The following is a 25,551-nucleotide window of genomic DNA, read 5'->3' as shown; positions in this document are numbered from 1 at the left end:
ATGCGCACGGCGGCGAGCTTTTTCAGCTTCGCCGCCGTGCGAGGTTACAGCATTTTGATATCAAATCAATTGCGCGAGATCGTGGTCGGCGCCATGGCGAGCGCGCGCTTTGCCTCGATGAAGGTCTTGCTCCAGTAGCGATCGCCCAGGCTGTCGATACGCACGCCACCGCTGCGGCGGCTGCTGGAGTGGATGAACTGGTTGTCACCCAGGTAGATGCCGGCGTGGCTGACACGACCACGGCCGTTGGTGCTGAAGAACAGCAGGTCGCCCGGCTTGAGCTTGTTGCGCGCGACCTTCGGCGCATCGACGTTGATCATCTCGCGGGTCGAGCGCGGCAGGTTCATGCCCGCTTCCTCGCGGAACAGGTAACCGATGAAGCCGCTGCAATCGAAGCCGGACTTCTCGGAGGTACCGCCGAAGCGGTAGCGGGTGCCGATCAGCGACATACCGCGCTCGAGAATGCTGTCGGCCAGTACCGGCAGCTGGTACGGCTTGCTGTTGCTGGAAAATGCCTCGAGGTCATCTTCGCTGGCCAGCTCTTCCTCGGTGAATACGGAAGAAGCGGAAGCCTTGGCCTTGACCGATTGCTCGGCGGCCAGTGGATGATCCTGGGAGGGCGAGACCGGGCCCTGGGAGGCGCAGCCGAAAAGAAGGGTGACGAGTGCAAGTGGCACGAGGGGTGCGAAGCGCTTCAGCATGGGCACGACCGTGTCTGTAGTCCTTTAGAAGGGGGAAACTATGCCCTCTATCGAGCCCATTTGCAAATTTTATCGAAAAAGATGTGACTTTTCCGTTTTGACGCTCTGGCACAGTGTTTTCAGGCTACCAGCCGAGGGTTTCCTTGAGGAACGGGATGGTCAGCTTGCGCTGGGCCTGCAGCGAGGCCTGGTCGAGGCGCTCGAGCAGGTCGAACAGCGCGCTCATGCTGCGCGTACCGCGGGTGAGAATGAAATGGCCGACCTCGTCGGTCAGGTGCAGCCCACGGCGCGAGGCCCGCAGCTGCAGGGCGCGCAGCTTGTCTTCATCGGACATGCCGCGCATCTGGAAGATCAGCGCCAGGGTCAGTCGCGACTTGAGGTCGGCCAGCTTGATCGGCAGCTCGCGCGGTGAGCTGGAAGCGGCGAGCAACAGGCGCCGGCCACTGTCGCGCAGGCGATTGAACAGATGGAACATGGCCTCTTCCCAGTCCGCCTTGCCGGCGATCACATGCAGGTCGTCGATGCACACCAGCTCGTACTGTTCAAGGTGGTCGAGCAGTTCGACGCCGCGATCGAGCAATTGCGCCAGGGGCAGGTAGACAGCGGGTTCACCCAACTGCTGGAAACGGTGGGTGGCGGCCTGCAACAGGTGGGTACGGCCCACGCCCTGCTTGCCCCACAGGTAGATAAGGCTCTCGGTCCAGCCGGCGTCGGCTTCGCACAGCCGCTCGACATAGCCCAGTGCCGCGGCATTGGCGCCGGGGTAGTAGTTGATGAAGGTGGCGTCGTCGCGCAGACGCACACCCAGGGGCAACTGGATCGGTTTCATGCTCGCGGGCGGTCGCGGGGGACCACAGGGGCCTTTGGTGAACAGTGTGCAAAGTCTATACCCGCAACGCGGACGGCACAATCGGCGAGGGGAATAGCTCAAGCAAAATCAAGCAGTTGCGCAATATCAAAGCGCATCGCGGGGCAAGCCCGCGCCCACGAAAGCCTGGGATCGTGGGCGCGGGCCCGCCCTGCGATCGGTCACAGATCCGGGTCGACATCCCCGGCATACATGTCCGATTCCTTGTACAGGTCATGCACATGCCGCAGCAGCACCATGATCACCGCCGCCACCGGCAGCGCCAGCAGCACGCCGGTAAAGCCGAACAGATCGCCACCGGCGAGGATCGCGAAGATCACCGCCACCGGGTGCAGGCCGATACGATCGCCCACCAGCAATGGCGTCAGTACCATGCCCTCCAGCGCCTGCCCGATCATGAACACCGCGACGATGCCGAGCATCGGGTACAGGTCACCGCCGAACTGGAACAATCCGGCGACCAGCGCCGCGCCAATGCCGATGATGAAGCCCATGTACGGCACGATTGCCGCCAACCCGGCCAGCATGCCGATCAGCAGGCCCAGCTCCAGCCCCACCAGCATCAGCCCGGTGGAGTAGATGACGCCCAGCGCCAGCATCACCAGCAACTGGCCACGCACGAACGCCCCCAGCACCTCATGGCATTCCCCGGCCAACCCCACCACCTGCGGCTCGCGCTGGCGCGGCAGCAGGCTGCGCAGCTTGGCCATCATCAGGTCCCAGTCGCGCAGCAGGTAGAAGCCCACCACCGGGATCAACACCAGGTTGGCCAGCCAGCCGATCAGCGCCAGGCCCGACGCGGTGGCCTGGGACAGCAACACGCCGACGATATCGGTAGTCTGCCCCATGTGCTCGCCGATGGCGGCCTTGATCTTGTCGAACTTCCAGAAACCATCGGCAAGCCCCAGGCGGCTCTGCACCCAGGGCAATGCCACATGCTGCAGCCAGTCGAGCATCTGCGGCGCCAGCTCGTACAGACGCACCAGCTGCTTGGCCAGCATCGGTACCAACACCAGCAGCAGGGCCAGGAAGATCAGGGTGAACAGGCTGAACACCACCACCACGCCCCAGGTCCGCGACAAGCCGAGCCGTTCCAGGCGATCGACCAGCGGATCAGCCAGGTAGGCCAGGAGGATGCCGACCAGGAACGGCGAGAGAATGTTGTGCAGGAAGTACAGGAGCACGGCGATCACCAGTGCCACGCCCAGCCACATCCAGCGGCGCATGTCAGTCATTGCCATCACTCCTTACCAGCGAAAACGCAAGCCGTCGAACGGCTTGGCAATGACAGGCGCTACGGCTCCCGGCTCGGCCTGAGGCGCTGGCGTCGCCGCCTGCTCGACGGGCAGTTCCTGCAGCTTGGCCAGGCCCAACTGCGCCCGCAATTGCTCGCGATTGCCGCTGACGCGATAGGTCAGGGTTGCGCCGTCAGCCATCTGCAGACGGGCGCCGTACGGTTCGAGCACACGGCTGAGTTCGGCATAGCGCGGCAGGTTCATGCCCTGGACCTGCACCTGCAGATCGCTGCTGGCCCCCGGCCGGGTGACATAACGCGGCGCCAGGCGGTTGCTTACCGCCAGCAGCACGGCATCGGCCAGGGCCGCCTGGTCGGCCGCCTCGGCACTGCCCTGCTCACGCTGATCCCCCAGCCACAGCTGCCACTTGCCTTGCCATTTGCCATCGGCCTCGTGAGCGTGCACCGCCAGCAAGGCATCGGCGCCATAGCGCTCGGAAGCCTCGCGCAGCGGCGCCGGATCGTTGCCTTCGAGCTGCTTGGCATTGGCCACCAGTTGCTCCTGCAGATCGGCCAAGGGCAGGCGCAGTGGCAGGCCTCGGTGCTGCGCCGCACGACGCAGCGGGTCGGCGGCGGCCTGGCCATCGCCCACCAGATTGCTGCCCTCGACAGTGTCGTTCAGCCACCAGCCGAGGATCGATGGCCGGTTGCTGCCCCACAGGGCAAGCCCGGCCTGACGCAGGGCGCGCTCGGTGCTGCCGGGGTCGAACTCGACCAGCACCGATTCGGGCGGCCCGGCTTCGGTGCCGACCTGGTTGATGATCTGCTGCGGGTCCTTGCGCAAGGCGGCAAGCGCCGGGTTCTGTGGCGCCTTCGGGTCGCCGGTCAGGCGCAGCACCAGGGTGTCCAGGGCCTTGCCGGTCGCCTGGGCGCGAGCGTCGCTGCCCTGCCCGTCAAGGGGTTCGCGAACCTGATACAGGCCGGAAACGGTTTCGGCCTGGGCCGCTGCAGCGACGAAAGCCAGGCAACCAGCGGCGAGGAAATTGAAAAGACGCATGGGGGATTCCTGTCCGGTTCAGCTTCAAGCCTCGAGCTTCAAGCCGCGAGAAAAAGCGGGTCAAGCGCCGCACGGCTGCTTTTGCAGCATGGCACTTGTGGTTTGCAGCTTATACAGAAGCGGCCGTATCAACCACCCGCAAGGCTTTTTGCCCGGATTTGCCGCCTGCCCGTCGGCCTGAGGATGGCCGCTGCGGGGCAACCCTGATAAAATCGCGCGCCTTCGCAGACCAGTGACGTACACCTTGGCCGTCCCGGTCGTTTTCCACGAATCCCTCCCTCTTAAAGGCCTGGATCAATGAGCAAGCAACCCTCCCTGAGCTACAAAGACGCCGGTGTAGACATCGACGCCGGCGAAGCACTGGTCGAACGTATCAAGGGCGTCGCCAAGCGCACCGCACGCCCTGAAGTCATGGGTGGCCTGGGTGGCTTCGGCGCCCTCTGCGAGATCCCGGCCGGCTACAAGCAGCCCGTGCTGGTCTCCGGCACCGATGGCGTCGGCACCAAGCTGCGCCTGGCGCTGAACCTGAACAAGCACGACAGCATCGGCCAGGACCTGGTCGCCATGTGCGTCAACGACCTGGTGGTCTGTGGCGCCGAGCCGCTGTTCTTCCTCGACTACTACGCCACCGGCAAGCTCAATGTCGACGTGGCCGCCACCGTGGTCACCGGCATCGGCGCCGGTTGCGAACTGGCCGGCTGCTCGCTGGTCGGTGGTGAAACCGCCGAGATGCCAGGCATGTACGAAGGCGAAGACTACGACCTGGCCGGTTTCTGCGTCGGCGTGGTGGAAAAGTCGGAAATCATCGACGGCTCGAAAGTGGTCACCGGCGACGCCCTGATCGCCCTGCCGTCGTCCGGCCCGCACTCCAACGGCTACTCGCTGATCCGCAAGATCCTCGAAGTCTCCGGCACCGACATCGCCAACACCCAGCTCGACGGCAAGCCATTGGCCGACCTGCTGATGGCCCCGACCCGCATCTACGTCAAGCCGCTGCTGCAGCTGATCAAGGAAACCGGCGCGGTCAAGGCCATGGCCCACATCACCGGTGGTGGCCTGCTGGACAACATCCCGCGCGTGCTGCCGGAAAACGCCCAGGCCGTGATCGACGTGGCCAGCTGGCAGCGTCCGGCGGTGTTCGACTTCCTGCAGGAAAAAGGCAACGTCGACGAGCATGAAATGCACCGCGTCCTGAACTGCGGCGTGGGCATGGTCATCTGCGTGGCCCAGGACCAGGTCGACAATGCCCTGAACGTGCTGCGCAAGGCTGGCGAGCAGCCTTGGGTGATCGGCCGTATCGACGTGGCCGCCGAAGGCGCCGCCCAGGTCGAGCTGAACAACCTCAAGGCGCACTGATGCCGGGCAAGACCTGTAACGTTGTCGTGTTGCTGTCCGGTTCCGGCAGCAACCTGCAGGCCCTGATCGACAGCAGCCTGACTGCCGACAGTCCGGTGCGCATCGGCGCGGTGATCTCGAACCGCGCCGAGGCCTACGGCCTCGAACGCGCCAAGGCGGCCGGCATCGACACCGCCGTGCTCGAGCACACCGGTTTCGATGGCCGTGAAGCCTTCGACGCCGCGCTGACGACGCTGATCGATGGTTTCACGCCCGACCTGGTCGTGCTGGCCGGGTTCATGCGCATCCTCAGTGGCGGCTTCGTGCGCCACTACCAGGGGCGCCTGCTCAACATCCATCCGTCACTGTTGCCAAAGTACAAAGGCCTGCACACCCATCAACGCGCGCTCGACGCCGGCGATGCGGAGCACGGCTGCAGCGTGCATTTCGTCACCGAGGAACTCGATGGCGGGCCTCTGGTCGTACAGGCAGTGGTGCCGGTTGCAACGGATGACACCGCGCAGACGCTCGCCCAGCGCGTGCACCTGCAGGAACACCAGATCTACCCGCTGGCGGTGCGCTGGTTCGCCGAAGGACGCTTGCGTCTGGGCGAACAGGGTGCATTACTGGATGGCCAGCCGCTGGCGGCCAGCGGTCACTTGATTCGATCCTAGGAGAACTTATGCGTCGCGCCCTGCTCTTGGCACTTGCCGTGCTCGCCCTGCCCCTCCAGGCAGCTGATCTGAAGCCATTCGCGGCCAGCTACACCGCCGACTGGAAGCAGCTGCCCATGAGCGGCACCGCCGAACGCAGCCTGGAAAAGAATGCCAACGGTACCTGGAGCCTGAACTTCAAGGCTTCGATGATGATCGCCAGCCTGACCGAGCAAAGCACGCTGCGCATGGACAACGACACCCTGCTGCCGCAGAAGTACCACTTCGAGCGTGGCGGCCTGGGCAAGGCGAAGAAGGTCGACCTGGATTTCGACTGGACCAGCAAGAAGGTCACCGGCAGCGACCGTGGCGATGCCATCAGCCTGCCGCTCAACCGCGGCGTGCTGGACAAGTCGTCCTATCAGCTGGCATTGCAGCATGACGTGGCGGCCGGCAAGAAGAGCATGACTTACCAGGTGGTCGATGGTGACGAGATCGACACCTACGACTTCCGCGTACTGGGCACTGAAAAAGTGGCCACCAAGACCGGCCAGGTCGACGCGGTCAAGGTCGAGCGCGTGCGCGACCCGAGCCAGAGCAAGCGCATCACCGAGCTGTGGTTCGCCAAGGACTGGGACTACCTGCTGGTGCAACTGCGCCAGGTCGAGACCGATGGCAAGGAGTACGTGATCGTGCTGCAGGACGGCACGGTCGATGGCAAGGCGGTCAAAGGCAACTGATAGCGTCGCCTGCGCCACCCGAAGCCCCGCCTCGTGCGGGGCTTCTTTTTTGATGAGTGCCTGTACCGACCTGATCGCGAGGCAAGCCCGCTGCCACGAGACGGTCGTTGCCGTTCATGAAACTTGTTTCATCGCCAGTTTATTTACTTAGCCTGCTAACAAATTCTATAAAGGAGTCCTGCGACACAGTGCCGCAGCTAACCGAGAAGTGGAGTTTAACGATGACAGTCCAAGTAACCGAACGCGACGAATCGAAAATGTCCCACGAAGGCCTGGCCGCCGGCGTGCGGATCTGGGATGTCCACCAGCAGGGCCAACTGGTCGGCATGTTCCACGACGAACACCAGGCGCACCAGTACCGCATGGAACTGGAATACCTCGAGAACCAACGACCGTCGCAATGACACAGTCTTCAAATGAAAAACCCCGCCAAGGCGGGGTTTTTCGGGTTTACCACATCAGATCGTCCGGGATCTTGTAGGCCGCGTACGGATCGTCCTCGTCCGCTTCCTCGACATGGGTGTTGAGCAACAGGATGCGCTGGGGATCGCGCTCCTGGATCTTCACCGCCGCCTCGCGCGGGATCACTTCATAGCCACCGCCGTGGGCGACGACGGCCAGCGCGCCATTGCTCAGCTTGCTGCGCATCAGGGCGTTGACAGCGATGCGCTTGACCTTCTTGTCATCGACGAAGTTGTAGTAGTCCTCGGTGGTCAGCTTGGGCAGGCGGGTCGCTTCGATCAATTGCTTGATCTGCGCGGCACGGGCCTTCTGCTCGGCCTTGTCCTGGAGCTGACGGTTCAGTTCCTGGTCCTTTTTGGCCTTCTCGGCCATGGCTTCCTTGGCCAGGCGCTGCTGGCTGTCGTCCACCTCGACCTGGCCTTTGTGCTCCAGGCGTTTCTGTTTCTTCTCGGCCTTGTTGGCCTGAGAAACCTGTTTCTGGTTGACCAGACCGGCTTTGAGCAATTGGTCGCGAAGGGAAAGGCTCATGGGTGTTCACTCACTTATGCATCAGCTCAGCCGCAGCTGGGCAGGTTCTTTTCCTGACGCTTGGCCTCGCCCCACAGGGCGTCCAGCTCGTCGAGGGTACGATCTTGGATGGACAGGCCCTGCTCGCGCAATGCCTGTTCGATGAATCGCAAGCGCCGTTCGAACTTGCGGTTGGCGCGGCGCAAGGCACTTTCCGGGTCGTGCCTGAGGTGGCGCGCCAGGTTGACGGTGGCGAACAACAGGTCGCCGAGCTCGTCTTCCAGGGCATCGCTGTCGCCATCGGCCATGGCCTGCAGCACTTCGTCGAGCTCCTCGCGCACCTTGTCCAGCACCGGCAACGCCTCGGGCCAGTCGAAACCGACCGTGGCGGCGCGCTTCTGCAGCTTGGCGGCGCGAGATAGCGCTGGCAACGCCGCCGGGACATCGTCGAGCAGCGACAACTGCTCGGGCTCGCCCTTCTCGGCACGTTCTTCGGCCTTGATTTCCTCCCAGCGTGACTTGACCTGGGCCTCGCTCAGCGCCGGAGTATCCAGAGACGCGTAGAGATCGCCCGTGGGAAAGACATGGGGGTGGCGACGGATCAGCTTGCGGGTGATCGAGTCGACCACGCCATCGAACGCGAAACGCCCTTCCTCCCTTGCCAACTGGCTGTAGTAGACCACCTGGAACAGCAGGTCGCCCAGTTCGCCCTGCAGGTGCTCGAAGTCACCGCGCTCGATGGTGTCGGCCACTTCGTAGGCTTCTTCGATCGTGTGCGCGACGATGCTGGCGTAGTCCTGCTTGAGGTCCCAGGGGCAGCCATATTGCGGGTCGCGCAGGCGAGCCATGAGATGCAGCAGGTCGTCTAGGGTGTAGGTCATGAGTTGTCCTTACCGGCCTCATCGCGGGGCAAGCCCGCTCCCACGCCACCTTACGGTCGGTTCGTGGGAGCGGGCTTGCCCCGCGATGAAGGTATCAAGGGGTACGATTACGCCGCGTCTCGATGATGTTGGGCAACTGCGAGATCCGCCCCAGCAGACGCCCGAGGGCATCCAGGCCGGGAATCTCGATAGTCAGCGACATCAGCGCGGTGTTGTCTTCCTTGTTCGAGCGGGTATTGACCGCCAGCACGTTGATCTTCTCGTTGAGCAGCACCTGCGACACGTCGCGCAGCAGCCCCGGCCGATCATAGGCACGGATGACGATGTCGACCGGGTAGGTCTGCACCGGGATCGGCCCCCAGCTGACCTGGATCATGCGTTCGGGCTCCTTGCCCGCCAGCTGCAGAACCGAGGCGCAGTCCTGGCGGTGGATGCTGACGCCACGGCCCTGGGTGATGTAGCCGACAATGGCATCGCCCGGCAGGGGCTGGCAGCAGCCGGCCATCTGCGTGAGCAGGTTGCCGACCCCCTGGATCTGGATATCGTTGCGCTTGCCCGCACGGATGCCTCGGGCCTGACGCGGAACCAGCTCGACCGGTTCGAGACGCTCGGGCTCCAGCAGTTGCTGAGCGGCGTTGACCATGTGCGCCAGGCGCAGGTCGCCGGCGCCAAGGGCGGCGAACATGTCCTCGGCGGTCTTGACGTTGGCCTTCTCGGCCAGGCGCTCGAAGTCCACCTGCGGCAGCCCCAGGCGAGCCAGCTCGCGTTCGAGCAGGGTCTTGCCGGCGGCAACGTTCTGGTCGCGAGCCTGCAGCTTGAACCAGTGGACGATCTTGGCCCTGGCGCGCGAGGTGGTCACATAGCCCAGGTTCGAGTTCAGCCAGTCGCGGCTCGGGCTACCGTGCTTGCTGGTGATGATCTCCACCTGCTCGCCGGTCTGCAGGCTGTAGTTCAGCGGCACGATGCGCCCGTTGATCTTGGCGCCACGGCAGTTGTGGCCGATCTCGGTGTGCACGCGGTAGGCGAAGTCCAGCGGCGTGGCGCCCTTGGGCAGGTCGATGGCATGACCGTCCGGGGTGAACACGTAGACCCGGTCAGGCTCGATGTCGACCCGCAGCTGTTCGGCCAGCCCGCCGATATCGCCCAGCTCCTCGTGCCATTCGAGTACCTGGCGCAACCAGGAGATCTTCTCCTCGTAGTGGTTGGAGCTGGACTTGACGTCGGTGCCCTTGTAGCGCCAGTGCGCGCAGACGCCGAGCTCGGCTTCCTCGTGCATGGCGTGGGTGCGGATCTGCACCTCCAGCACCTTGCCCTCCGGGCCGATCACCGCGGTGTGCAGGGAGCGGTAGCCGTTTTCCTTGGGGTTGGCGATGTAGTCGTCGAACTCTTTCGGGATGTGCCGCCACAGGGTATGCACGATGCCCAGCGCGGTGTAGCAATCGCGCACTTCGGGCACCAGCACGCGCACCGCGCGCACGTCGTAGATCTGGCTGAATTCCAGGCCCTTGCGCTGCATCTTGCGCCAGATCGAATAGATATGTTTCGCCCGGCCGCTGATATCGGCCTTCACGCCGGTGGCCAGCAGCTCGTTCTGCAGCTGGTTCATCACGTCGCTGATGAAGCGCTCGCGGTCCAGCCGGCGCTCGTGCAAGAGCTTGGCGATCTGCTTGTACTGGTCAGGTTCGAGGTAACGGAAGGAAAGGTCTTCCAGCTCCCACTTGATATGGCCGATGCCCAGGCGGTGGGCCAGCGGCGCGTAGATATCGAACACCTCGCGGGCCACGCGCAGGCGTTTCTCGTCGTCGGCGGCCTTCACCGCGCGGATGGCGCAGGTGCGCTCGGCCAGCTTGATCAGTGCCACGCGCACATCGTCGACCATGGCCACCAGCATCTTACGCAGGTTCTCGACCTGCGCCTGGGAGCCCAGCACCAGCGACTGGCGAGGGCTGAGACTGGCACTGATGGCGGCCATGCGCAGCACACCGTCGATCAGCTTGGCCACCACCGGGCCAAAGCGCTGGCCGACTTCGGCCAGCGTCACCTTGCCCTCCCGCACCGAACGGTAGATGACGGCGGCCACCAGCGAATCCTGGTCGAGCTTGAGGTCGGCGAGGATTTCGGCGATCTCCAGTCCCGCCTGGAAGCTGGATGTGCCGTCGGCCCAGGAATGCTTGGCCGGGTTGCCTTTCTTCTCGACTTCCTGGGCGAACTCGCAGGCCTCCTTCAAGGCCGGTCGATCGAGTTGCGAATCGACGCTCACCACATGATCGAGCCATGCTTCGAGATTGATACTGCCGTCGTTGTTGACCGGCTGGTGCACTCTCACCTGTACCATCTTTGCTTTACCTTTCCATACAGCGCACCACAGGGGTGCGCTGGCTATCACTTGTACGGCCTTCGTTCCCTGAACACCGCACCAAGGGGCCAGCCTCGCTAGCCCGCTTCGAATAACGCCATGGCCTCGACATGCGCCGTCTGAGGAAACATGTCGAGAATCCCGGCCCTTTTTAACCGGTACCCCTGCCCGGCCAGCACCTGCGCGTCTCGCGCCAGCGTGGCCGGGTTGCACGATACATAGACCAACCGTTTCGCGCCGAGCCGGGCGATGCCTTGCACCACCTCGAAGGCCCCGTCACGCGGTGGGTCCAAGAGTACCGCAGAAAAGCCCTCGGCGACCCATCCGGCGCCGGCCAAAGGCTGCGATAAATCGGCCTGAAAAAACCGAGCGTTATGCACATTGTTGTGCCGGGCATTGGCTTCGGCACGCTCGACCATCGCCTGCACGCCCTCCACCGCCACCACTTCACGCGCCTGCCGGGCCAGCGGCAGGGCGAAGTTGCCGAGGCCGCAGAACAGGTCGAGCACCCGCTCGTGTGCCTGAGGCGCCAGCCAGGCCAGGGCCTGCTGGATCATCAGCGTGTTGACCTGGGCGTTGACCTGGACGAAGTCGCCCGGCCTCCAGGCCAGTTCGAGCCCCCACGGCTCCAGGGCAAAACCCAGCTGCGCCGCGGCATCCGCCGCTGCCGGCTCGCCCTCGCCCTGCAGCCACAACTGGGCGCCGGCTTCGCGGCAGAATGCCTCGAGGCGCGCCAGGTCTTCAGCTGGAAGCGCTGCCACATGGCGCACCAGCACGGCCTCGGCGGTGCCGCTGAACAGCTCCACGTGCCCTAGCGCCTGCGGCTTGCTCAAGCTGCGCAGCACGGTCGGCAGATGACGGAGGATGCTCTGCAAGGGTTGTACCAGCACCGGGCAGTCGTCGATGGCGACGATGTCCTGGCTGGCCTCGGCGCGTAACCCCACGTCCAGTTGACGCGCCTTGGCGTCCCAGCGCACGGCCACCCGCGCCCGGCGCCGATAGCCGAACTCCGCTCCGCTCAAGGGCGCGGCCCACTCCTCAGGCTGAAGGCCGGCAACGCGCTGCAACTGCTCGGCCAGCAAGCGTTGCTTGAGCGCCAGCTGACCTTCGTGGGGCAGGTGCTGAAGGTTGCAACCGCCGCAGCGATCATAATGCCTGCACGGCGCCTCGCGACGCTCCGGGCTGACCTGGAAGACGCGCTCCAGACGCGCCTCGACCACCTTGCCACGCGCGCCAAGGACGCGGGCCTCGACCTCCTCGCCGCCGAGCGCGCCGCTGACGAACCAGGTACGTCCATCGACGAAGGCGATGCCGCGGCCATCACCGGCCAGGCGCTCGATCTGCAGGCGCTGCTTCTTGCCCACGGGAACCTGGGGGGCACGGTTGCCGCCGGCCGGCTGGAAGCGCAGGCCGCCGTTGCTTTTCTTTCTGGACATCAGGTCGCGTCGAACAGGCCGGTGGACAGGTAACGGTCGCCGCGATCGCAGATGATGGCGACCATCACCGCGTTCTCGACTTCCCGGGACAGGCGCAGCATCGCCGCTACCGCACCGCCGGAGGACACGCCGCAGAAAATGCCCTCTTCGCGGGCAAGGCGGCGGGTGGTGTCCTCGGCTTCCTGCTGGGACATGTCCACCACGCGATCGACGCGACTGGCGTCGAAGATCTTCGGCAGGTACTCGTGCGGCCAGCGGCGGATACCGGGGATGGCCGAGCCTTCCATCGGCTGCAGGCCGACGATCTGCACCGCCGGATTCTGCTCCTTGAGGTACTGCGAGCAGCCCATGATGGTACCGGTGGTGCCCATGGAGCTGATGAAGTGAGTGATGGTGCCCTGGGTCTGCTGCCAGATTTCCGGGCCGGTGCTGTTGTAGTGAGCGATCGGGTTGTCGCCATTGGCGAACTGATCGAGCACCAGACCGCGGCCCTCTGCCTGCAGTTTCTCGGCGAGGTCGCGCGCGCCTTCCATGCCCTCTTCCTTGGTCACCAGGATCAGCTCCGCGCCGTAGGCGGTCATGGCCGCCTTGCGTTCGGCGGTGGAATTGTCCGGCATGATCAGGATCATCTTGTAGCCCTTGATCGCCGCGGCCATGGCCAGGGCGATGCCGGTGTTGCCGGAGGTGGCCTCGATCAGGGTGTCGCCCGGCTTGATCTGGCCGCGCAACTCGGCGCGGGTGATCATCGACAGCGCAGGGCGGTCCTTGACCGAGCCGGCCGGATTGTTGCCTTCGAGCTTGAGCAGCAGGGTGTTGCTGGTGTCCCCGGCAATGCGCTGCAGGCGAACCAGAGGCGTATGGCCGACGCAATCGGCGATGGTGGGGTACTGCAGGGTCATGGGCGTGTTCGCAATCCGGACGGCAGGGGCGCCTATCATACCGGCAAACCTCGCGCGGCCATATCACGCAATCGTCGGACATTATAGCGGCTGGCTATAAACGATGATGGGGTGGGTTCACCCATGACGCGGCTTCCACGGGGGCTTGGCACCGGCTACGCCGGTGTTCGCGGCTAAAGCCGCTGCCACGGCGACCGCACTGATCTGGTGACATGCGCCATTGCTGTGAGAGCGGGTTTACCCGCGAAGCAGACAGCGCGGTCCGGTCGCCTGCAAGGAGCTAGACAGAGGACGCCACCTTGCAATCGCGCTCACACACCGCCAAGCGCATGCATACCCGCAACCCACGCGCCCCGTTGGTCGCCCACACCCGTCCGCCCTGGCGCTCGATGGCACTGCGGGCGATGCTCAATCCCAGGCCGAAGCCGCCATCCCCTGGACGCGATCCATCCAGCCGCGAGAACGGTGCGAAGATCCGCTCCAGGTCGCCCTCGGCCACCCCACCGCCCTCGTCCTCCAGCTCGATGCGCCAACCATTGCCGTCGCGCCACCCACTCAGCGTCACCACGCCACCGCCCGGCGAATGGCGGATGGCATTGCGCAGGATGTTCTCCAGCGCCTGGGCCAGATGATTGAGGTTGCCTTGCACCCAGCAGCCGGGCGGCAGCTCGCAGCGCAGTCGATCCGGCGTCCAGCCGCTTTCGTAGCAGGCATTCTCGCTGAGCATGTCCCACAGCGCCTGCAGCTGGATCGGCTCGAGATTCATCGGCGCGCGCTCGGCGTCCTGCCAGGCCAGTTGCAGGGTGTCCTCCACCAGTTGCTGCATGCCGTCCACTTCCCGGTGCAGGCGTTCACGCAGGCGCTGCAGGTCGGTCTCGCCGTCGCAGGCCACCCGCAGACGGCTCAGAGGCGTGCGCATTTCATGGGAAAGGTCGCGCAGCAATTGCTGCTGCAGCGCCACGGTGCCCTGCAGGCGCTCGGCCATCTGGTCGAAGGCCCGGGCCAGCTCGCCGAGTTCGTCATGGCGCTGGGTGGTACGCGGATCCAGGCGTGCCGCCAACTGGTCGGCACGCCAGGCATTGGCCTGCTCGCGCAGCTGATTGAGCGGCACGATCAGCATGCGATAGAGGCCGACGCAAAGCAGCAAGGTGAACAGGCCTGGAATGATGCCGTTGGTCATCACGCGCCAGAACAGTCGGTATCGGCCCGGGTTGAAGCGCTCGGGCAGTTCGATCACCAGCATGCCCAACTCCGGCGAGCCCGGGAACGAAAGGCGCAGCCAGGGCTGGCCGATGCTGCGCCGGCTCATGGGCCAGTCGACACCGCGCAGCCGGGTCAGACGCTGGATCTCGCCGGCGCTCAGCTCGCCGCTGCCCAGAGGCCGCAGGTTGTTGTCGAGCACCCCCAGCCAACCGCGCTCACGCTCATGCATGTCGGCCAACCAGACATCCACGCCATCACGCCCGCCCTTGCGCCAGGCCTGCTCGGCCTCGGCGGCATAGCCACGCAGGACGTGCCGGGCAGGCTCCGACAGAAAGGCGTCCTGCGTCTCCATATGACGACCCCAGCTGTAACTCAGGCCAATCATCAGCAGGCAGAAGCCCACCAGCAGGATCGTCAGCTTCCAGAACAGCGAGTGGCGGTCGAGCATGATTCAGTCAGCCTCACCCGCACCGCACACGTAGCCCTTGCCCCACACCGTGCGGATCTGCCGTTCGTGGTAGCCGATGGCCTTGAGCTTGCGACGGATCTGGCTGACATGCATGTCCAGGCTGCGATCATGGCGCGAGTAGCCGCGCTGCAGGACCTGCTGATAGAGGAAGGGTTTGCTCATCACCTCGTCGGGGCTGCGATGGAGGGTATCGAGCAGGCGGTACTCGCTTGGCGTCAGCCCAGCCCACGCCCCCGCGAGGCTGACATCCGTGGCCTGCTCATCGAAGTGCAGCTGGCCAGACTCCACCTGGCTCGGCGCCAGCGCGCGCCGTTCGAAGGCAACCCGACGCAGGATCGCTTCGATGCGCACGCGCAGCTCGGCGAAGCTGAACGGCTTGGGCAGGTAATCGTCGGCGCCGCGCTCGAAGCCGCAGATCCGGTCCGCCTCCGCCCCCAGCGCCGACATCAGGATCACCGGGGTGGCACTGTGGCGGCGCAGGCGGGCCAGCGCGTCCAGGCCGTTGAGCCCCGGCAGCAGGATGTCCATCAGTACCAGGTCGAACACCTGTTGGCCGGCCACCTCCAGGCCTTCCAGGCCATTGCGGCACCAGGTGACCTCAAAGCCGCCGCGCTGCAGCTCGCCCTGCAGGTACGCGCCCAGCACGGGATCATCCTCGATGGCGAGGATGCTGGGGGTATGAATAGCTACGGGATTCATTGGCAACTGCCATCAATTCTCAGTTGCGCGATTATTGGGCAGGCAGTCCGGGCAAGGCAACCGAAGTCCGACTGCCGTCACGTGGGAAAACGCCAGGCAAGGCTGAAACGGCCGCGCCGCCGGCAAACAAATGGGTGCAATGGCATCGGGTGCGGAGTAACGTTCCGGCTGAAGCGCGAATCGCGCCCTTAGGCACATGACAGGAGACAGGTGTGCTCGACCGTTTGGGAATCCGCAGCCGGGTATTGCTGCTGGCCTTGCTGCCCGCCAGCCTGATGGCGCTGGTGCTGGGCAGCTACTTCACCTGGCTGCAGCAGAACGAGCTGCGCACGCAGCTGCTGCAACGCGGCAAGATGATCGCCGAACAACTGGCGCCGTTGGCCGCCCCGGCCCTCGCTCGTCAGACGCCCGCGCAGCTGGAGCGCATCGCGGCGCAGGCGCTGGAGCAGTCAGACGTGCGCGCCGTGGCCTTTCTCGCCGCCGACCGTTCGCGCCTGGCCCATGCCGGCCCGAGCATGCTCAACCAGCCGCCCAGCGGCGGCACCGGCACGCAGTTGCTGCAGCGCACCGGCAACGATGCCACTCGCTATCTGATGCCGGTGTTCGGCCATCACCGCGACCTGGCCACCGACGCCGTGCCCGCCGAGGCCGAGCGCCTGCTCGGCTGGGTCGAGATCGAACTGTCCCACGATGGCACCCTGCTGCGCGGCTATCGCAACCTGTTCACCACCCTGCTGCTGATCTTCGCCTGCCTGACCCTGACCGCCCTGCTCGCCCTGCGCATGAGCCGCACCATCAACGACCCGATCAACCGCATCAAGCACGCGGTCAACCAGCTCAAGGACGGCAACCTCGAGGAGCGCCTGCCGGCCATGGGCAGCCACGAACTGGATGAACTGGGCGCAGGCATCAACCGCATGGCCGAAACCCTGCACAGTGCCCACGAGGAGCTGCAACACAGCATCGACCAGGCCACCGAGGACGTGCGCCAGAATCTGGAAACCATCGAGATCCAGAACATCGAGCTGGACATGGCGCGCAAGGAAGCCCTGGAGGCCAGCCGCATCAAGTCCGAATTTCTGGCCAACATGAGCCACGAGATCCGCACCCCGCTCAACGGCATCCTCGGTTTCACCCACCTGCTGCAGAAAAGCGAGCTCACCCCACGCCAGCTCGACTACCTGGGCACCATCGAGAAATCCGCCGACAACCTGCTGGGGATCATCAACGAGATCCTCGACTTCTCCAAGATCGAGGCCGGCAAGCTGGTGCTCGACAGCATTCCGTTCAACCTGCGCGACCTGATCCAGGACACCCTGACCATCCTCGCCCCGGCCGCCCACGCCAAGCAGCTGGAGCTGCTCAGCCTGGTCTACCGCGACACCCCGCTGTCGCTGGTCGGCGACCCGCTGCGGCTCAAGCAGATCCTCACCAACCTGGTGAGCAACGCCATCAAGTTCACCCGCGAAGGCACGATCGTGGTGCGCGCCATGCTCGAGGACGAGCAGGACGACTGCGTGCAGCTGCGCATCAGCGTGCAGGACACCGGTATCGGCCTTTCGCCCCAGGACGTGCGCACCCTGTTCCAGGCCTTCAGCCAAGCCGACAACTCGTTGTCGCGCCAGCCCGGCGGCACCGGCCTGGGGCTGGTGATTTCCAAGCGCCTGATCGAGCAGATGGGCGGCGAGATCGGCGTCGACAGCACGCCGGGGGAAGGTTCGCAGTTCTGGATCAGCCTCAACCTGCCCAAAGCCCACGACGACGCCGACGAGCACCCCTTGCAGGCGCTGCTCGGCCGTCGCGTGGCCATCGTCGACGGCCACGACCTGGCGCGCCAGGCCCTGGAACATCAGCTCGAGGACTGCGGCCTGACGGTCACCCTGTTCTCATCGTGCGAGCAGCTGTTGCAGGCCGTGCAGGCCGCCAGCCTCGCCGGCCAACCCTTCGAGTTCGCCGTGCTCGGCGTCAATCTGGGCAGCCTGAGCCCCGAGCAGCTCAGCCAATACCTGCAACAGCTCGAGCGCCTGGGGTGCCAGTGCGTCGTGCTGTGCCCGACCACCGAGCAACCGCTGTACCACCCATACCTGGCCAATTTCCATTGCCAGTTGCTGGCCAAGCCCACCTGCACGCGCAAGCTGCGTCGGCTGTTGCTGGAACTGGTGCAACCGCGCCGCCCGCTGGGCGAGCGACGCGCCAGCAGCGGCCAGCGCATGCCGAAGATTCTCTGCGTCGACGACAATCCGGCCAACCTGCTGCTGGTGCAGACCCTGCTCGAAGGCATGGGCGCCGAAGTACTGGCGGTGGACAGCGGCTATGCCGCGGTCCAGGTCGTTCAGGACGAACCGTTCGACCTGGTGCTGATGGACGTGCAGATGCCCGGCATGGATGGCCGCGCCTGCACCGAACAGATCCGCCAGTGGGAGACCAGCCAGAGTGGCCCGGCCCTGCCGATCGTCGCCCTCACCGCCCACGCCATGGCCAACGAAAAGCGCGCCCTGCTGCACAGCGGCATGGATGACTACCTCACCAAGCCGATCAGCGAGCGCCAGCTGGCCCAGGTGGTCATGAAGTGGACCGGCCTGAGCCTGGACACCCCGCAACAGGAACGCGCCATCGAGCGAATGCCGGACAGCAGCGAACTGAAGGTGCTCGACCCGGAAGAAGGCCTGCGCCTGGCGGCGGGTAAACCGGACCTGGCGGCGGACATGCTGGCCATGTTGCTCGCCTCGCTGGAATCCGATCGCGAAGCGATCCAGGCCGCCCGCGACGCCGCCGACCGCACCGCGACGATCGAGCGGGTGCACCGGCTCAACGGTGCCTCGCGCTACTGCGGCGTACCGCAGTTGCGCGCGGCCTGCCAGCGCAGCGAGACCTTGCTCAAGCAGGACAGCCCGCAGGCCGCGCAGGCGCTGGACGAGCTGGACCAGGCCATCGCACGGTTGGCCGAACAGGCGCGCCAGAGCGCATGACGTCCCGGCCTCTTCGCAGGTTTACCCGCGAAGAGGCCGGCACAGGTCAACACCGATGCAACCCGCCTGTCTAAACTGCGCTTTCCCGCCAGAGGAGTTCCACCATGCGCGTCCTGTTGTTCAGCAGCCAGCACTACGACCAGGAAAGCTTCACCCAGGCCGCCAGCAGCAGCGCCCTGGACCTGCACTTCCAGCCAGCCAGGCTGACCCTCGACACGGCGGCCCTGGCCCAAGGCTTCGAAGTGGTCTGCGCGTTCATCAACGACGAGCTGGATGCCCCGGTGCTCGAGCGCCTGGCCGCAGGTGGCACCCGCCTGATCGCCCTGCGCTCGGCCGGTTACAACCACGTCGACCTGAGTGCCGCGCGGCACCTGGGCCTCACTGTGGTGCGCGTGCCGGCCTACTCGCCCCACGCGGTCGCGGAACATGCCGTGGCCCTGATCCTGGCCCTCGATCGCCGCCTGCACCGGGCCTACAACCGCACCCGCGAAGGCGACTTTACTCTCCACGGGCTGACTGGCTTCGACCTGCATGGCAAGACGGTCGGCGTGGTCGGCACCGGCCAGATCGGCGCGGCGTTCGCCCGCATCATGGCCGGTTTCGGCTGCCAGCTGCTGGCCTACGACCCCTACCCCAACCCCGAACTGCTCGCCCTCGGCGCCCGCTATCTGGAACTGCCCGAATTGCTCCGCGAATCCAGGATCATCAGCCTGCACTGCCCGCTGACCGAGGGCACGAAGCACCTGATCAATGCGCGCAGCCTGGCCCAGTTGCAGCCCGGCGCCATGCTGATCAACACCGGTCGTGGCGCGCTGGTCGACACCCCGGCACTGATCGACGCGCTCAAGAGCGGCCAACTGGGTTACCTGGGGCTGGATGTGTATGAAGAAGAAGCGCAGCTGTTCTTCGAGGACCGCTCCGACCTGCCGCTGCAGGACGATGTGCTGGCGCGGCTGCTGACCTTCCCCAATGTGATCGTCACCGCGCACCAGGCGTTTCTCACCCGCGAAGCGCTGGACGCCATCGCCGCCACCACCCTGGACAACATCACCCGCTGGGCGGCAGGCAATCCGCACAATCTTGTAAACGGTTGATGCTAGGATACGCGGCAATTTTGGAGGACCCATGGTCGAACACGATTTCCGCTACACCCTTTTCAACCCGCAACACACCCTGATCGAATGCCGCGCGCTGGTGCCGGGCCGCTATCAGGTCACCGGCAACGGCGGCTCGATCCAGAAGGGCGACGTGCTGCTGGTCACCCTCAAAGGCAGCAAGGACCTGTCCATGCGCCTGACCGTCGAGACCGTGCGTCACCTGATCAACCCACACGGCCAGTGGGTCGCCGTGGCCCAGGGCCCGGTATTCAACGAACTGGAAATCCTCAACTGGCAGGTCAAGTGCGACAGCTGTGACGCCGTGCTGGACTTCGAGTTCGCCAACGACGCCAAGCTCGGCAAGAAGGGTCAGGCCCCGGCCGCCAGCGCCCGTATCCAGGCACTGGGCTGGGCCAGCAAGGGCGACAAGCATGTATGCCCACAGTGCCGGGAGCGTGGCTGAGTGAAACATCTGCTGACCGGCGTGCTGATCGCCAGCGGCCTGCTGGGCTGTGCCGCGCAACCTTCGAAACTGCAGCAAGAGCAGAGCTATCGGCTGGAATGGATCGGCGAGCGACCGCTGATCGACTACAGCCACCTGACGCTGACCCTGGCCAGCGATGGCCGCGCCTACGGAAATGGCGGCTGCAACCACTGGTTCGCGCCCTATACCCTGGACGGCGAGCGCATCAGCTTCGGCAAGGTCGGCAAGACCCGCAAACTGTGCGCGCCGGCGCTGATGGATCAGGAACGGCGCTTCCTGCAGGCGCTGGAGACGGTGCAGCGCTGGGACGAGTCGCCGATCGAACAGATCCGCTTCTGGCCGGCCGAGGGCATGCCGCTGCGGTTCTGGGCTGAGGAAGGCTGAAATCATCGCGGGGCAAGCCCGCTCCCACGGACTGTGGAAGCGGGCTTGCCCCGCGATGCCTGGAACTCAGGCGCCGCCCTTGAGCGCCTTGATCTTCGCGTGCAGCCCTTCGAGCGTCTGTTCGCCCATCAGCTGCTCACGCACCTTGCCCTTGTCGTCGATGATGTAGGTCACCGGCAGCGCCTCGCTGCGCGGCAGCTCGTAGCGTTCGGCCGGGTCCTGCGCCAACACCGTGAAGCCGATCCCCAGGGTGTCGGACGCGGCCTTGAGGTCGGCGCCCTGCAGCCCGTCGAAGTTCACCCCCACCACCTTGATGCCCTGGGCTTCCCACTGCTTGGCCGCAGCGTTGAGCTCGGGGATTTCGGTGCGGCACGGGCCGCACCATTCGGCCCAGTAATTGAGCACCAGCCAGTGCCCGTCGATCTGTTCGGCCTTCACCGTGTTGCCGTGCTGGTCCACGCCGTAGTCCGCACCGCAGCCGCCGAGCAACAGGCTCGCGGTGATGGCCAGTGCAGCTGCCAAACGCCTTGCCATGGGTCAATCCTTCTCGAAGTTTTCAAGCATTGAAGTCGGTCGCTGCGGTTAGAATAGCCGCCACACCCAGCTGGATGCGACCCGTCATGACCGAACTGACTCTCTATCATAACCCGCGCTGCTCGAAATCCCGCGGCGCCCTGGAGCTGCTCGAGGCACGCGGCCTGGCGCCGACCATCGTGCGCTACCTCGAGACCCCGCCCGACGCCGCCACCCTCGGGCAACTGCTCGGCAAGCTGGGCATCGCCCCGCGCCAGCTGCTGCGCAGCGGCGAGGACGAATACAAGGCCCTCGACCTGGCCAACCCGGACCTGACCGACGCCCAGCTGATCGACGCCATGGTCCGGCACCCCAAGCTCATCGAACGCCCGATCCTCGTTGCCGGTGACAAGGCCGTGGTCGGCCGCCCACCCGAGAAGGTCCTGGAGATCCTGCCGTGAGCGCCCCCTACATCCTGGTGCTGTACTACAGCCGCCATGGCTCGACCAGCGAGATGGCCCGCCACATCGCCCGCGGCATCGAGCTGGCCGGCCTGGAGGCACGCCTGCGCACCGTGCCGGCGATCTCCACCGAATGCGAAGCCGTGGCCCCGGACATCCCGGCCAGCGGCGCGCTGTACGCCACCCTCGACGACCTGCGCCACTGCGCCGGCCTGGCCCTGGGCAGCCCGACCCGCTTCGGCAACATGGCCGCGCCGCTCAAGTACTTCCTCGACGGCACCAGCAGCCTGTGGCTGGGCGGTGAACTGGTGGGCAAGCCGGCGGCGGTGTTCACCTCCACCGCCAGCCTGCACGGCGGCCAGGAAACCACCCTGCTGTCGATGCTGCTGCCACTGATGCACCACGGCATGCTGGTGACCGGCCTGCCCTACAGCGAATCGGCGCTGCTGGAGACCCGCGGCGGCGGCACGCCGTACGGCGCCAGTCACCATGCCGGCGCCGACGGCAAGCGCGAGCTGGACCAACACGAGATCACCCTGTGCCGGGCCCTCGGCCAACGCCTGGCGAACACCGCCAAGGCACTGGGTGGCGAACGTGGCTAGGCAGCCCAAGGTGCTGCCGCCACTGGACTGGCTGGCCCCCCGGGTGCGCCTCACCCGTGCCCTGAGCCTGGCCTGCCTGTTCGGCCTGATCACCCTGCTGCTGGTGAACAACCTGTGGTTCGCCGACCTGCACGGGGCACGGGTCGAGGTGATCATGGCCATCGAGCTGATCCCGCTGCTGCTGGTGCTGCCGGGCATGCTGATGGGCAGCGCCCGGGCCCATGCCTGGACCTGTTTCGTGGTGAACATCTACTTCATCAAGGGCGTGCTGGCGGCGTTCGATCCGGCGCGGGCGGTATTTGGCTGGGTCGAGGTGCTGGTAAGCCTGGGGTTGTTCGTCAGCGGGTTGCTGTTCGTGCGCTGGAAGTTCCAGCTGGAGCGGCGTCTGTCCGGAGAAGGGCGTTAATCTCCGGGCTGCTTTGCAGCCCTTTCGCGACACAAGGCCGCTCCTACAGGAGTACGCGTTCCCCTGTAGGAGCGGCCTTGTGTCGCGAAAGGGCCGCACAGCGGCCCCGGCGATATCAATGGTTGACGGTATGCGCCAGCATCACCGACAGCTGGCACAACGGTCGCCCACTCTCGGCGTGCCACTGGTTGAACGCCCGCTGCACCAGCGCCAGGTCGCGCTGGCTGGTCGGCGGCTTGTCGATGATCTTCTGCGCGATCAACGCCGCCGCCATGTCGTCGGTGGGAATGAACGTGTCCTTGCCGACCATGCGCAGGAAGCGCGGCGCCGACAGCCCGCCCAGCTGGTTGCCATGCTTGGCCAGGTACTTCCACAAACCGACGATATCGGTCTCTGGCCAGTCGGCGATAAACGCGCCGAAACTGCCCTTCTCCTTCGCCACGTCGAGGATCATCTGCGCATTGCGCGGCACGCTCTTGAGCTTGCCCAGGTGACGGATGATGCGCTCGTCGTGCATCAACCGCTCCAGGTGCTCGGCGCCCATCAGCACCACTTTCTCGGGATCGAAACCGAAGAACACCTGCTCGAACGCCGGCCACTTGGCATCCACCAGGCTGTGCTTCAGCCCGGCGCGGAATACGCGCAGGGCCAGGGTCGACAGATAGCGGTCGTCAGGGATGTCGCGCAGCTGCGCAGGCGTGCGCGGCTGCGGCAGGAAGGCTTCCAGCGCCTGGGCCGAGCCGAAGCGGTTCAGGCAGTACTCGAGCAGCCACTGATAGTCGCGCATGGGGTCAGATGTTCAGCACGTCGAGAAAACGCGGCGTGGCGCTCTCGTCGATCTTCAAGCTGGTGAAGTCGAACAGGTTGCGGTCGGCCAGTTGCGATGGCGCGACGTTCTGCAGGGCGCGGAAGATGCTTTCGGTACGGCCCGGGTGCTTGCGCTCCCACTCCACCAGCATGTCCTTGACCACCTGGCGCTGCAGGTTCTCCTGCGAGCCGCACAGGTTGCACGGGATGATCGGGAATTCCTTCATGTCCGAGTAGGCCTGGATGTCCTTCTCGCTGCAGTAGGCCAGTGGGCGGATCACCACGTTGCGCCCGTCATCGGCGCGCAGCTTCGGCGGCATGCCCTTGAGCGCGCCGTTGAAGAACATGTTGAGGAAGAAGGTCTCGACGATGTCGTCGCGGTGGTGCCCCAGGGCCATCTTGGTCGCGCCGATCTCGTCGGCGAAGGTGTACAGCGTGCCGCGGCGCAGGCGCGAGCACAGCGAGCAGGTGGTCTTGCCCTCGGGTACCAGCTCCTTGACCACCGAATAGGTGTCCTTTTCGACGATGTGGTACTCGACGCCCAGTTCCTTGAGGTAGGCCGGCAGCACGTGTTCGGGGAAACCCGGCTGTTTCTGGTCCATGTTCACCGCGACGATCTCGAACTTGATCGGCGCCACCTTCTGCAGGTGCAACAGAACGTCGAGCATGGTGTAGCTGTCCTTGCCGCCGGACAGGCAGACCATGACCTTGTCGCCATCCTCGATCATGTTGTAGTCGGTGATGGCTTCGCCGGCGAGACGACGCAGGCGTTTTTGCAGTTTGTTCTGGTTGACCGAGAGGGTGCCCATAGCGCTTGGATCCGCGAGGTGTGACAAAAGCCGGCTATTTTACGCACAAACCGCACGCTGCAGTAGGACCTTCCGATAAAGACTTCAAGGGAATCAGCAATGGCGCTGACAGCGCGATTTGCTCTAAAAAGCCGGTTTTATGCCGGGAACGGCTTCCTATACTGCGACATAAGGCCACATTGCCGTAATGATCGGTGTTCCTGGCCTCGGGCCACAGGCGCTCCATCTGGGGGGCGTTTGGCAACGACGATAGGAGTGACCAGTATGATTCATCACGTTGTTGGGCTGTTCACCCACCCTGACCAGGAGTGGCGGGAGATCCGTGGCGAGGAAGAAAGCATCAGCCACATGTACCTGACCCATACGCTGATCCTGGCGGCGATCCCCGCCGTCTCGGCGTTCATCGGCACCACCCAGGTCGGCTGGGTGATCGGCGACCGGCCAGCGGTGATGCTGACCATGGAAAGCGCGCTGTGGATGAGCATCATGTCGTACCTGGCGATGCTCGCCGGGGTCGCGGTGATGGGCGCCTTCATCCACTGGATGGCGCGCACCTACGACGCCAACCCGAGCATGGCGCAGTGCATCGCCTTCGCCACCTACACCGCCACCCCGCTGTTCATCGGCGGTCTCGCGGCGCTGTACCCGCACCTGTGGCTGGGCATGCTGATCGGCACGGCGGCGATCTGCTACACCGTGTACCTGTTGTACGTCGGGTTACCGACATTCATGAACATTCCATCCGATGAAGGCTTCCTGTTCTCCAGCTCCGTGCTGGCGGTGGGCCTCGTGGTGCTGGTGGCGATCATGGCCGCGACCGTGATCATCTGGGGACTGGGCGTGGGGCCCGTCTACACCAACTGAAACGCAGACCAAGCAGATCCAACCAACACTGGGGCATCACCCGAGGCCGCCGCAAGGCGGCTTCGTTTCGTGTGCCTGACCGGCGGCTCGGCAGCCGGCCTTTGCCTGCGGCATAATGCCCGGTCAGGAGAACTACCCCGCCATGCCCGAGCTGCTCAAACAACGCGTCGAAACCTGTTACCAGCAAGCCGAAACCTTCTTCAAACGCCCCTTTCCACGCCCGCAGGTGAGCTTCAAGCTGCGCGGCCAGAAAGCCGGCGTCGCCCACCTGCACGAGAACCTGCTGCGCTTCAACCTGCAGCTGTACCGCGAAAACCAGGAAGACTTCCTGCGCCAGACCGTGGCCCACGAAGTGGCGCACCTGGTCGCTCACCAGCTGTTCGGCGAGCGGATCCAGGCCCATGGCGAGGAGTGGCAACTGATCATGCGTGGCGTTTACGAGCTGCCGCCGAACCGTTGCCACAACTATGAAGTGCAGCGACGGGTGGCGACGCGCTACATCTACCGCTGCCCGTGCCCGGAGAGCGACTTTCCGTTCACTGCCCAGCGGCACAAGCTGGTGCGCCAGGGGCGGCGGTACCTGTGCCGGCGGTGTCGGGAGATTCTGGTGTACAGCGGCGAGACCCGCGTCGAATAAACGCCGACTGCGAAGCTC

At 65.2% G+C, this 25,551-nt stretch carries 27 protein-coding genes; 13 read left to right on the top strand and 14 right to left on the bottom strand.

Annotated elements, in window-relative coordinates:
* Window positions 1–65: 65 nt before the first annotated feature.
* The 4 genes from N7422_RS05065 to N7422_RS05050 form a co-directional block, all read right to left on the bottom strand.
* Window positions 66–701 (bottom strand): C40 family peptidase, encoded by a 636-nt coding sequence (locus N7422_RS05065; RefSeq protein WP_279805476.1) that lies wholly within the window; start codon window positions 699–701, stop codon window positions 66–68.
* 124 nt (window positions 702–825) lie between these two features.
* Complete coding sequence (hda, locus tag N7422_RS05060) at window positions 826–1,530, bottom strand: DnaA regulatory inactivator Hda (RefSeq protein WP_133331767.1); 705 nt, start codon at window positions 1,528–1,530, stop codon at window positions 826–828.
* A 200-nt stretch (window positions 1,531–1,730) separates the two neighbouring features.
* The gene (locus N7422_RS05055) at window positions 1,731–2,804 is read right to left on the bottom strand and encodes an AI-2E family transporter (RefSeq protein ID WP_279805475.1); all 1,074 of its coding nucleotides are present in this window, start codon (window positions 2,802–2,804) and stop codon (window positions 1,731–1,733) included.
* A gap of 12 nt (window positions 2,805–2,816) precedes the next feature.
* Complete coding sequence (locus tag N7422_RS05050; protein ID WP_279805474.1) at window positions 2,817–3,860, bottom strand: DUF2066 domain-containing protein; 1,044 nt, start codon at window positions 3,858–3,860, stop codon at window positions 2,817–2,819.
* 297 nt (window positions 3,861–4,157) lie between these two features.
* On the opposite strand from N7422_RS05050, the gene purM reads away from it, so the two are divergent.
* The 4 genes from purM to N7422_RS05030 all read left to right on the top strand — a co-directional run bounded on the left by purM (window position 4,158) and on the right by N7422_RS05030 (window position 6,992).
* Window positions 4,158–5,216 carry a phosphoribosylformylglycinamidine cyclo-ligase gene (purM, locus tag N7422_RS05045; protein ID WP_279805473.1) on the top strand — a complete coding sequence of 353 codons (1,059 nt, stop codon included), beginning with the start codon at window positions 4,158–4,160 and terminating at the stop codon, window positions 5,214–5,216.
* A complete protein-coding gene (purN, locus tag N7422_RS05040) occupies window positions 5,216–5,869 on the top strand; it encodes a phosphoribosylglycinamide formyltransferase (RefSeq protein WP_279805472.1) in 654 nt (217 codons plus the stop codon). The genes purM and purN overlap by 1 nt, the downstream gene beginning before the upstream one ends.
* Window positions 5,870–5,877: 8 nt before the next feature.
* Window positions 5,878–6,588, top strand: coding sequence for a DUF3108 domain-containing protein (locus tag N7422_RS05035; protein ID WP_279805471.1), 711 nt, complete (start codon window positions 5,878–5,880; stop codon window positions 6,586–6,588).
* A 221-nt stretch (window positions 6,589–6,809) separates the two neighbouring features.
* Window positions 6,810–6,992, top strand: coding sequence for a hypothetical protein (locus tag N7422_RS05030; protein ID WP_279805470.1), 183 nt, complete (start codon window positions 6,810–6,812; stop codon window positions 6,990–6,992).
* A 46-nt stretch (window positions 6,993–7,038) separates the two neighbouring features.
* Here N7422_RS05030 and N7422_RS05025 read toward each other — a convergent pair whose 3' ends face one another.
* From N7422_RS05025 to N7422_RS04995, 7 genes are all read right to left on the bottom strand, one after another.
* Window positions 7,039–7,578, bottom strand: a complete 540-nt coding sequence (locus N7422_RS05025) for a DUF2058 domain-containing protein (protein WP_279805469.1) — start codon at window positions 7,576–7,578, stop codon at window positions 7,039–7,041.
* Window positions 7,579–7,604: 26 nt separating this feature from the next.
* Window positions 7,605–8,438, bottom strand: a complete 834-nt coding sequence (gene mazG, locus N7422_RS05020) for a nucleoside triphosphate pyrophosphohydrolase (protein ID WP_279805468.1) — start codon at window positions 8,436–8,438, stop codon at window positions 7,605–7,607.
* Between the two features lie 94 nt (window positions 8,439–8,532).
* A complete protein-coding gene (gene relA, locus N7422_RS05015; RefSeq protein ID WP_279805467.1) occupies window positions 8,533–10,773 on the bottom strand; it encodes a GTP diphosphokinase in 2,241 nt (746 codons plus the stop codon).
* Between the two features lie 98 nt (window positions 10,774–10,871).
* Window positions 10,872–12,230, bottom strand: coding sequence for a 23S rRNA (uracil(1939)-C(5))-methyltransferase RlmD (rlmD, locus tag N7422_RS05010; protein WP_279805466.1), 1,359 nt, complete (start codon window positions 12,228–12,230; stop codon window positions 10,872–10,874).
* The gene (gene cysM / locus N7422_RS05005) at window positions 12,230–13,129 is read right to left on the bottom strand and encodes a cysteine synthase CysM (protein WP_279805465.1); all 900 of its coding nucleotides are present in this window, start codon (window positions 13,127–13,129) and stop codon (window positions 12,230–12,232) included. The genes rlmD and cysM overlap by 1 nt, the downstream gene beginning before the upstream one ends.
* A 280-nt stretch (window positions 13,130–13,409) precedes the next feature.
* Window positions 13,410–14,780 (bottom strand): sensor histidine kinase, encoded by a 1,371-nt coding sequence (locus N7422_RS05000; protein ID WP_279805464.1) that lies wholly within the window; start codon window positions 14,778–14,780, stop codon window positions 13,410–13,412.
* Window positions 14,781–14,783: 3 nt separating this feature from the next.
* A complete protein-coding gene (locus N7422_RS04995) occupies window positions 14,784–15,500 on the bottom strand; it encodes a response regulator transcription factor (protein ID WP_279805463.1) in 717 nt (238 codons plus the stop codon).
* 212 nt (window positions 15,501–15,712) lie between these two features.
* Between N7422_RS04995 and N7422_RS04990 the strand changes: the two genes are divergently transcribed.
* The 4 genes from N7422_RS04990 (at window position 15,713) to N7422_RS04975 (ending at window position 20,434) form a co-directional block, all read left to right on the top strand.
* Window positions 15,713–18,469 (top strand): response regulator, encoded by a 2,757-nt coding sequence (locus N7422_RS04990; RefSeq protein WP_279805462.1) that lies wholly within the window; start codon window positions 15,713–15,715, stop codon window positions 18,467–18,469.
* Between the two features lie 104 nt (window positions 18,470–18,573).
* A complete protein-coding gene (locus N7422_RS04985) occupies window positions 18,574–19,563 on the top strand; it encodes a 2-hydroxyacid dehydrogenase (RefSeq protein ID WP_279805461.1) in 990 nt (329 codons plus the stop codon).
* Window positions 19,564–19,594: 31 nt separating this feature from the next.
* Window positions 19,595–20,029: a hypothetical protein gene (locus N7422_RS04980; protein WP_279805460.1), complete on the top strand. Its 435-nt coding sequence runs from the start codon at window positions 19,595–19,597 to the stop codon at window positions 20,027–20,029.
* Window positions 20,030–20,434 carry an META domain-containing protein gene (locus tag N7422_RS04975; RefSeq protein WP_279805459.1) on the top strand — a complete coding sequence of 135 codons (405 nt, stop codon included), beginning with the start codon at window positions 20,030–20,032 and terminating at the stop codon, window positions 20,432–20,434. It begins immediately after the preceding gene.
* Window positions 20,435–20,500: 66 nt separating this feature from the next.
* Here the strand turns inward: N7422_RS04975 and N7422_RS04970 are convergent, their stop codons facing one another.
* The gene (locus tag N7422_RS04970) at window positions 20,501–20,968 is read right to left on the bottom strand and encodes a TlpA disulfide reductase family protein (protein ID WP_279805458.1); all 468 of its coding nucleotides are present in this window, start codon (window positions 20,966–20,968) and stop codon (window positions 20,501–20,503) included.
* A gap of 86 nt (window positions 20,969–21,054) precedes the next feature.
* Here N7422_RS04970 and arsC point away from each other — a divergent pair, with 86 nt between their 5' ends.
* From arsC to N7422_RS04955, 3 genes are read left to right on the top strand one after another with little or no spacing between them, the layout of a single operon-like run.
* Window positions 21,055–21,408: an arsenate reductase (glutaredoxin) gene (gene arsC, locus N7422_RS04965; protein WP_279805457.1), complete on the top strand. Its 354-nt coding sequence runs from the start codon at window positions 21,055–21,057 to the stop codon at window positions 21,406–21,408.
* Window positions 21,405–22,010 carry an NAD(P)H:quinone oxidoreductase gene (wrbA, locus tag N7422_RS04960; protein WP_279805456.1) on the top strand — a complete coding sequence of 202 codons (606 nt, stop codon included), beginning with the start codon at window positions 21,405–21,407 and terminating at the stop codon, window positions 22,008–22,010. The genes arsC and wrbA overlap by 4 nt, the downstream gene beginning before the upstream one ends.
* On the top strand, window positions 22,003–22,416 hold the full coding sequence (locus N7422_RS04955) for a DUF2069 domain-containing protein (RefSeq protein ID WP_279805455.1): 414 nt from the start codon (window positions 22,003–22,005) through the stop codon (window positions 22,414–22,416). Before wrbA ends, N7422_RS04955 begins: the two co-directional genes overlap by 8 nt.
* Before the next feature lie 115 nt (window positions 22,417–22,531).
* Here the strand turns inward: N7422_RS04955 and N7422_RS04950 are convergent, their stop codons facing one another.
* Together N7422_RS04950 and ttcA are read right to left on the bottom strand one after the other, a co-directional pair.
* On the bottom strand, window positions 22,532–23,203 hold the full coding sequence (locus N7422_RS04950) for a DNA-3-methyladenine glycosylase I (protein WP_279805454.1): 672 nt from the start codon (window positions 23,201–23,203) through the stop codon (window positions 22,532–22,534).
* Window positions 23,204–23,207: 4 nt separating this feature from the next.
* A complete protein-coding gene (gene ttcA / locus N7422_RS04945; RefSeq protein ID WP_166883942.1) occupies window positions 23,208–24,032 on the bottom strand; it encodes a tRNA 2-thiocytidine(32) synthetase TtcA in 825 nt (274 codons plus the stop codon).
* Window positions 24,033–24,296: 264 nt separating this feature from the next.
* On the opposite strand from ttcA, the gene N7422_RS04940 reads away from it, so the two are divergent.
* Complete coding sequence (locus N7422_RS04940; RefSeq protein ID WP_011532642.1) at window positions 24,297–24,896, top strand: Yip1 family protein; 600 nt, start codon at window positions 24,297–24,299, stop codon at window positions 24,894–24,896.
* A 142-nt stretch (window positions 24,897–25,038) separates the two neighbouring features.
* Complete coding sequence (locus N7422_RS04935; protein WP_279805453.1) at window positions 25,039–25,533, top strand: SprT family zinc-dependent metalloprotease; 495 nt, start codon at window positions 25,039–25,041, stop codon at window positions 25,531–25,533.
* Window positions 25,534–25,551: the final 18 nt, after the last annotated feature.

The organism is Pseudomonas sp. GD04091 (genome assembly GCF_029836165.1).
Classification (GTDB): Bacteria; Pseudomonadota; Gammaproteobacteria; order Pseudomonadales; family Pseudomonadaceae; genus Aquipseudomonas.
Note: the sequence above shows the minus strand (reverse complement) of the source record. Positions and strands in the feature narration are given on the sequence as shown.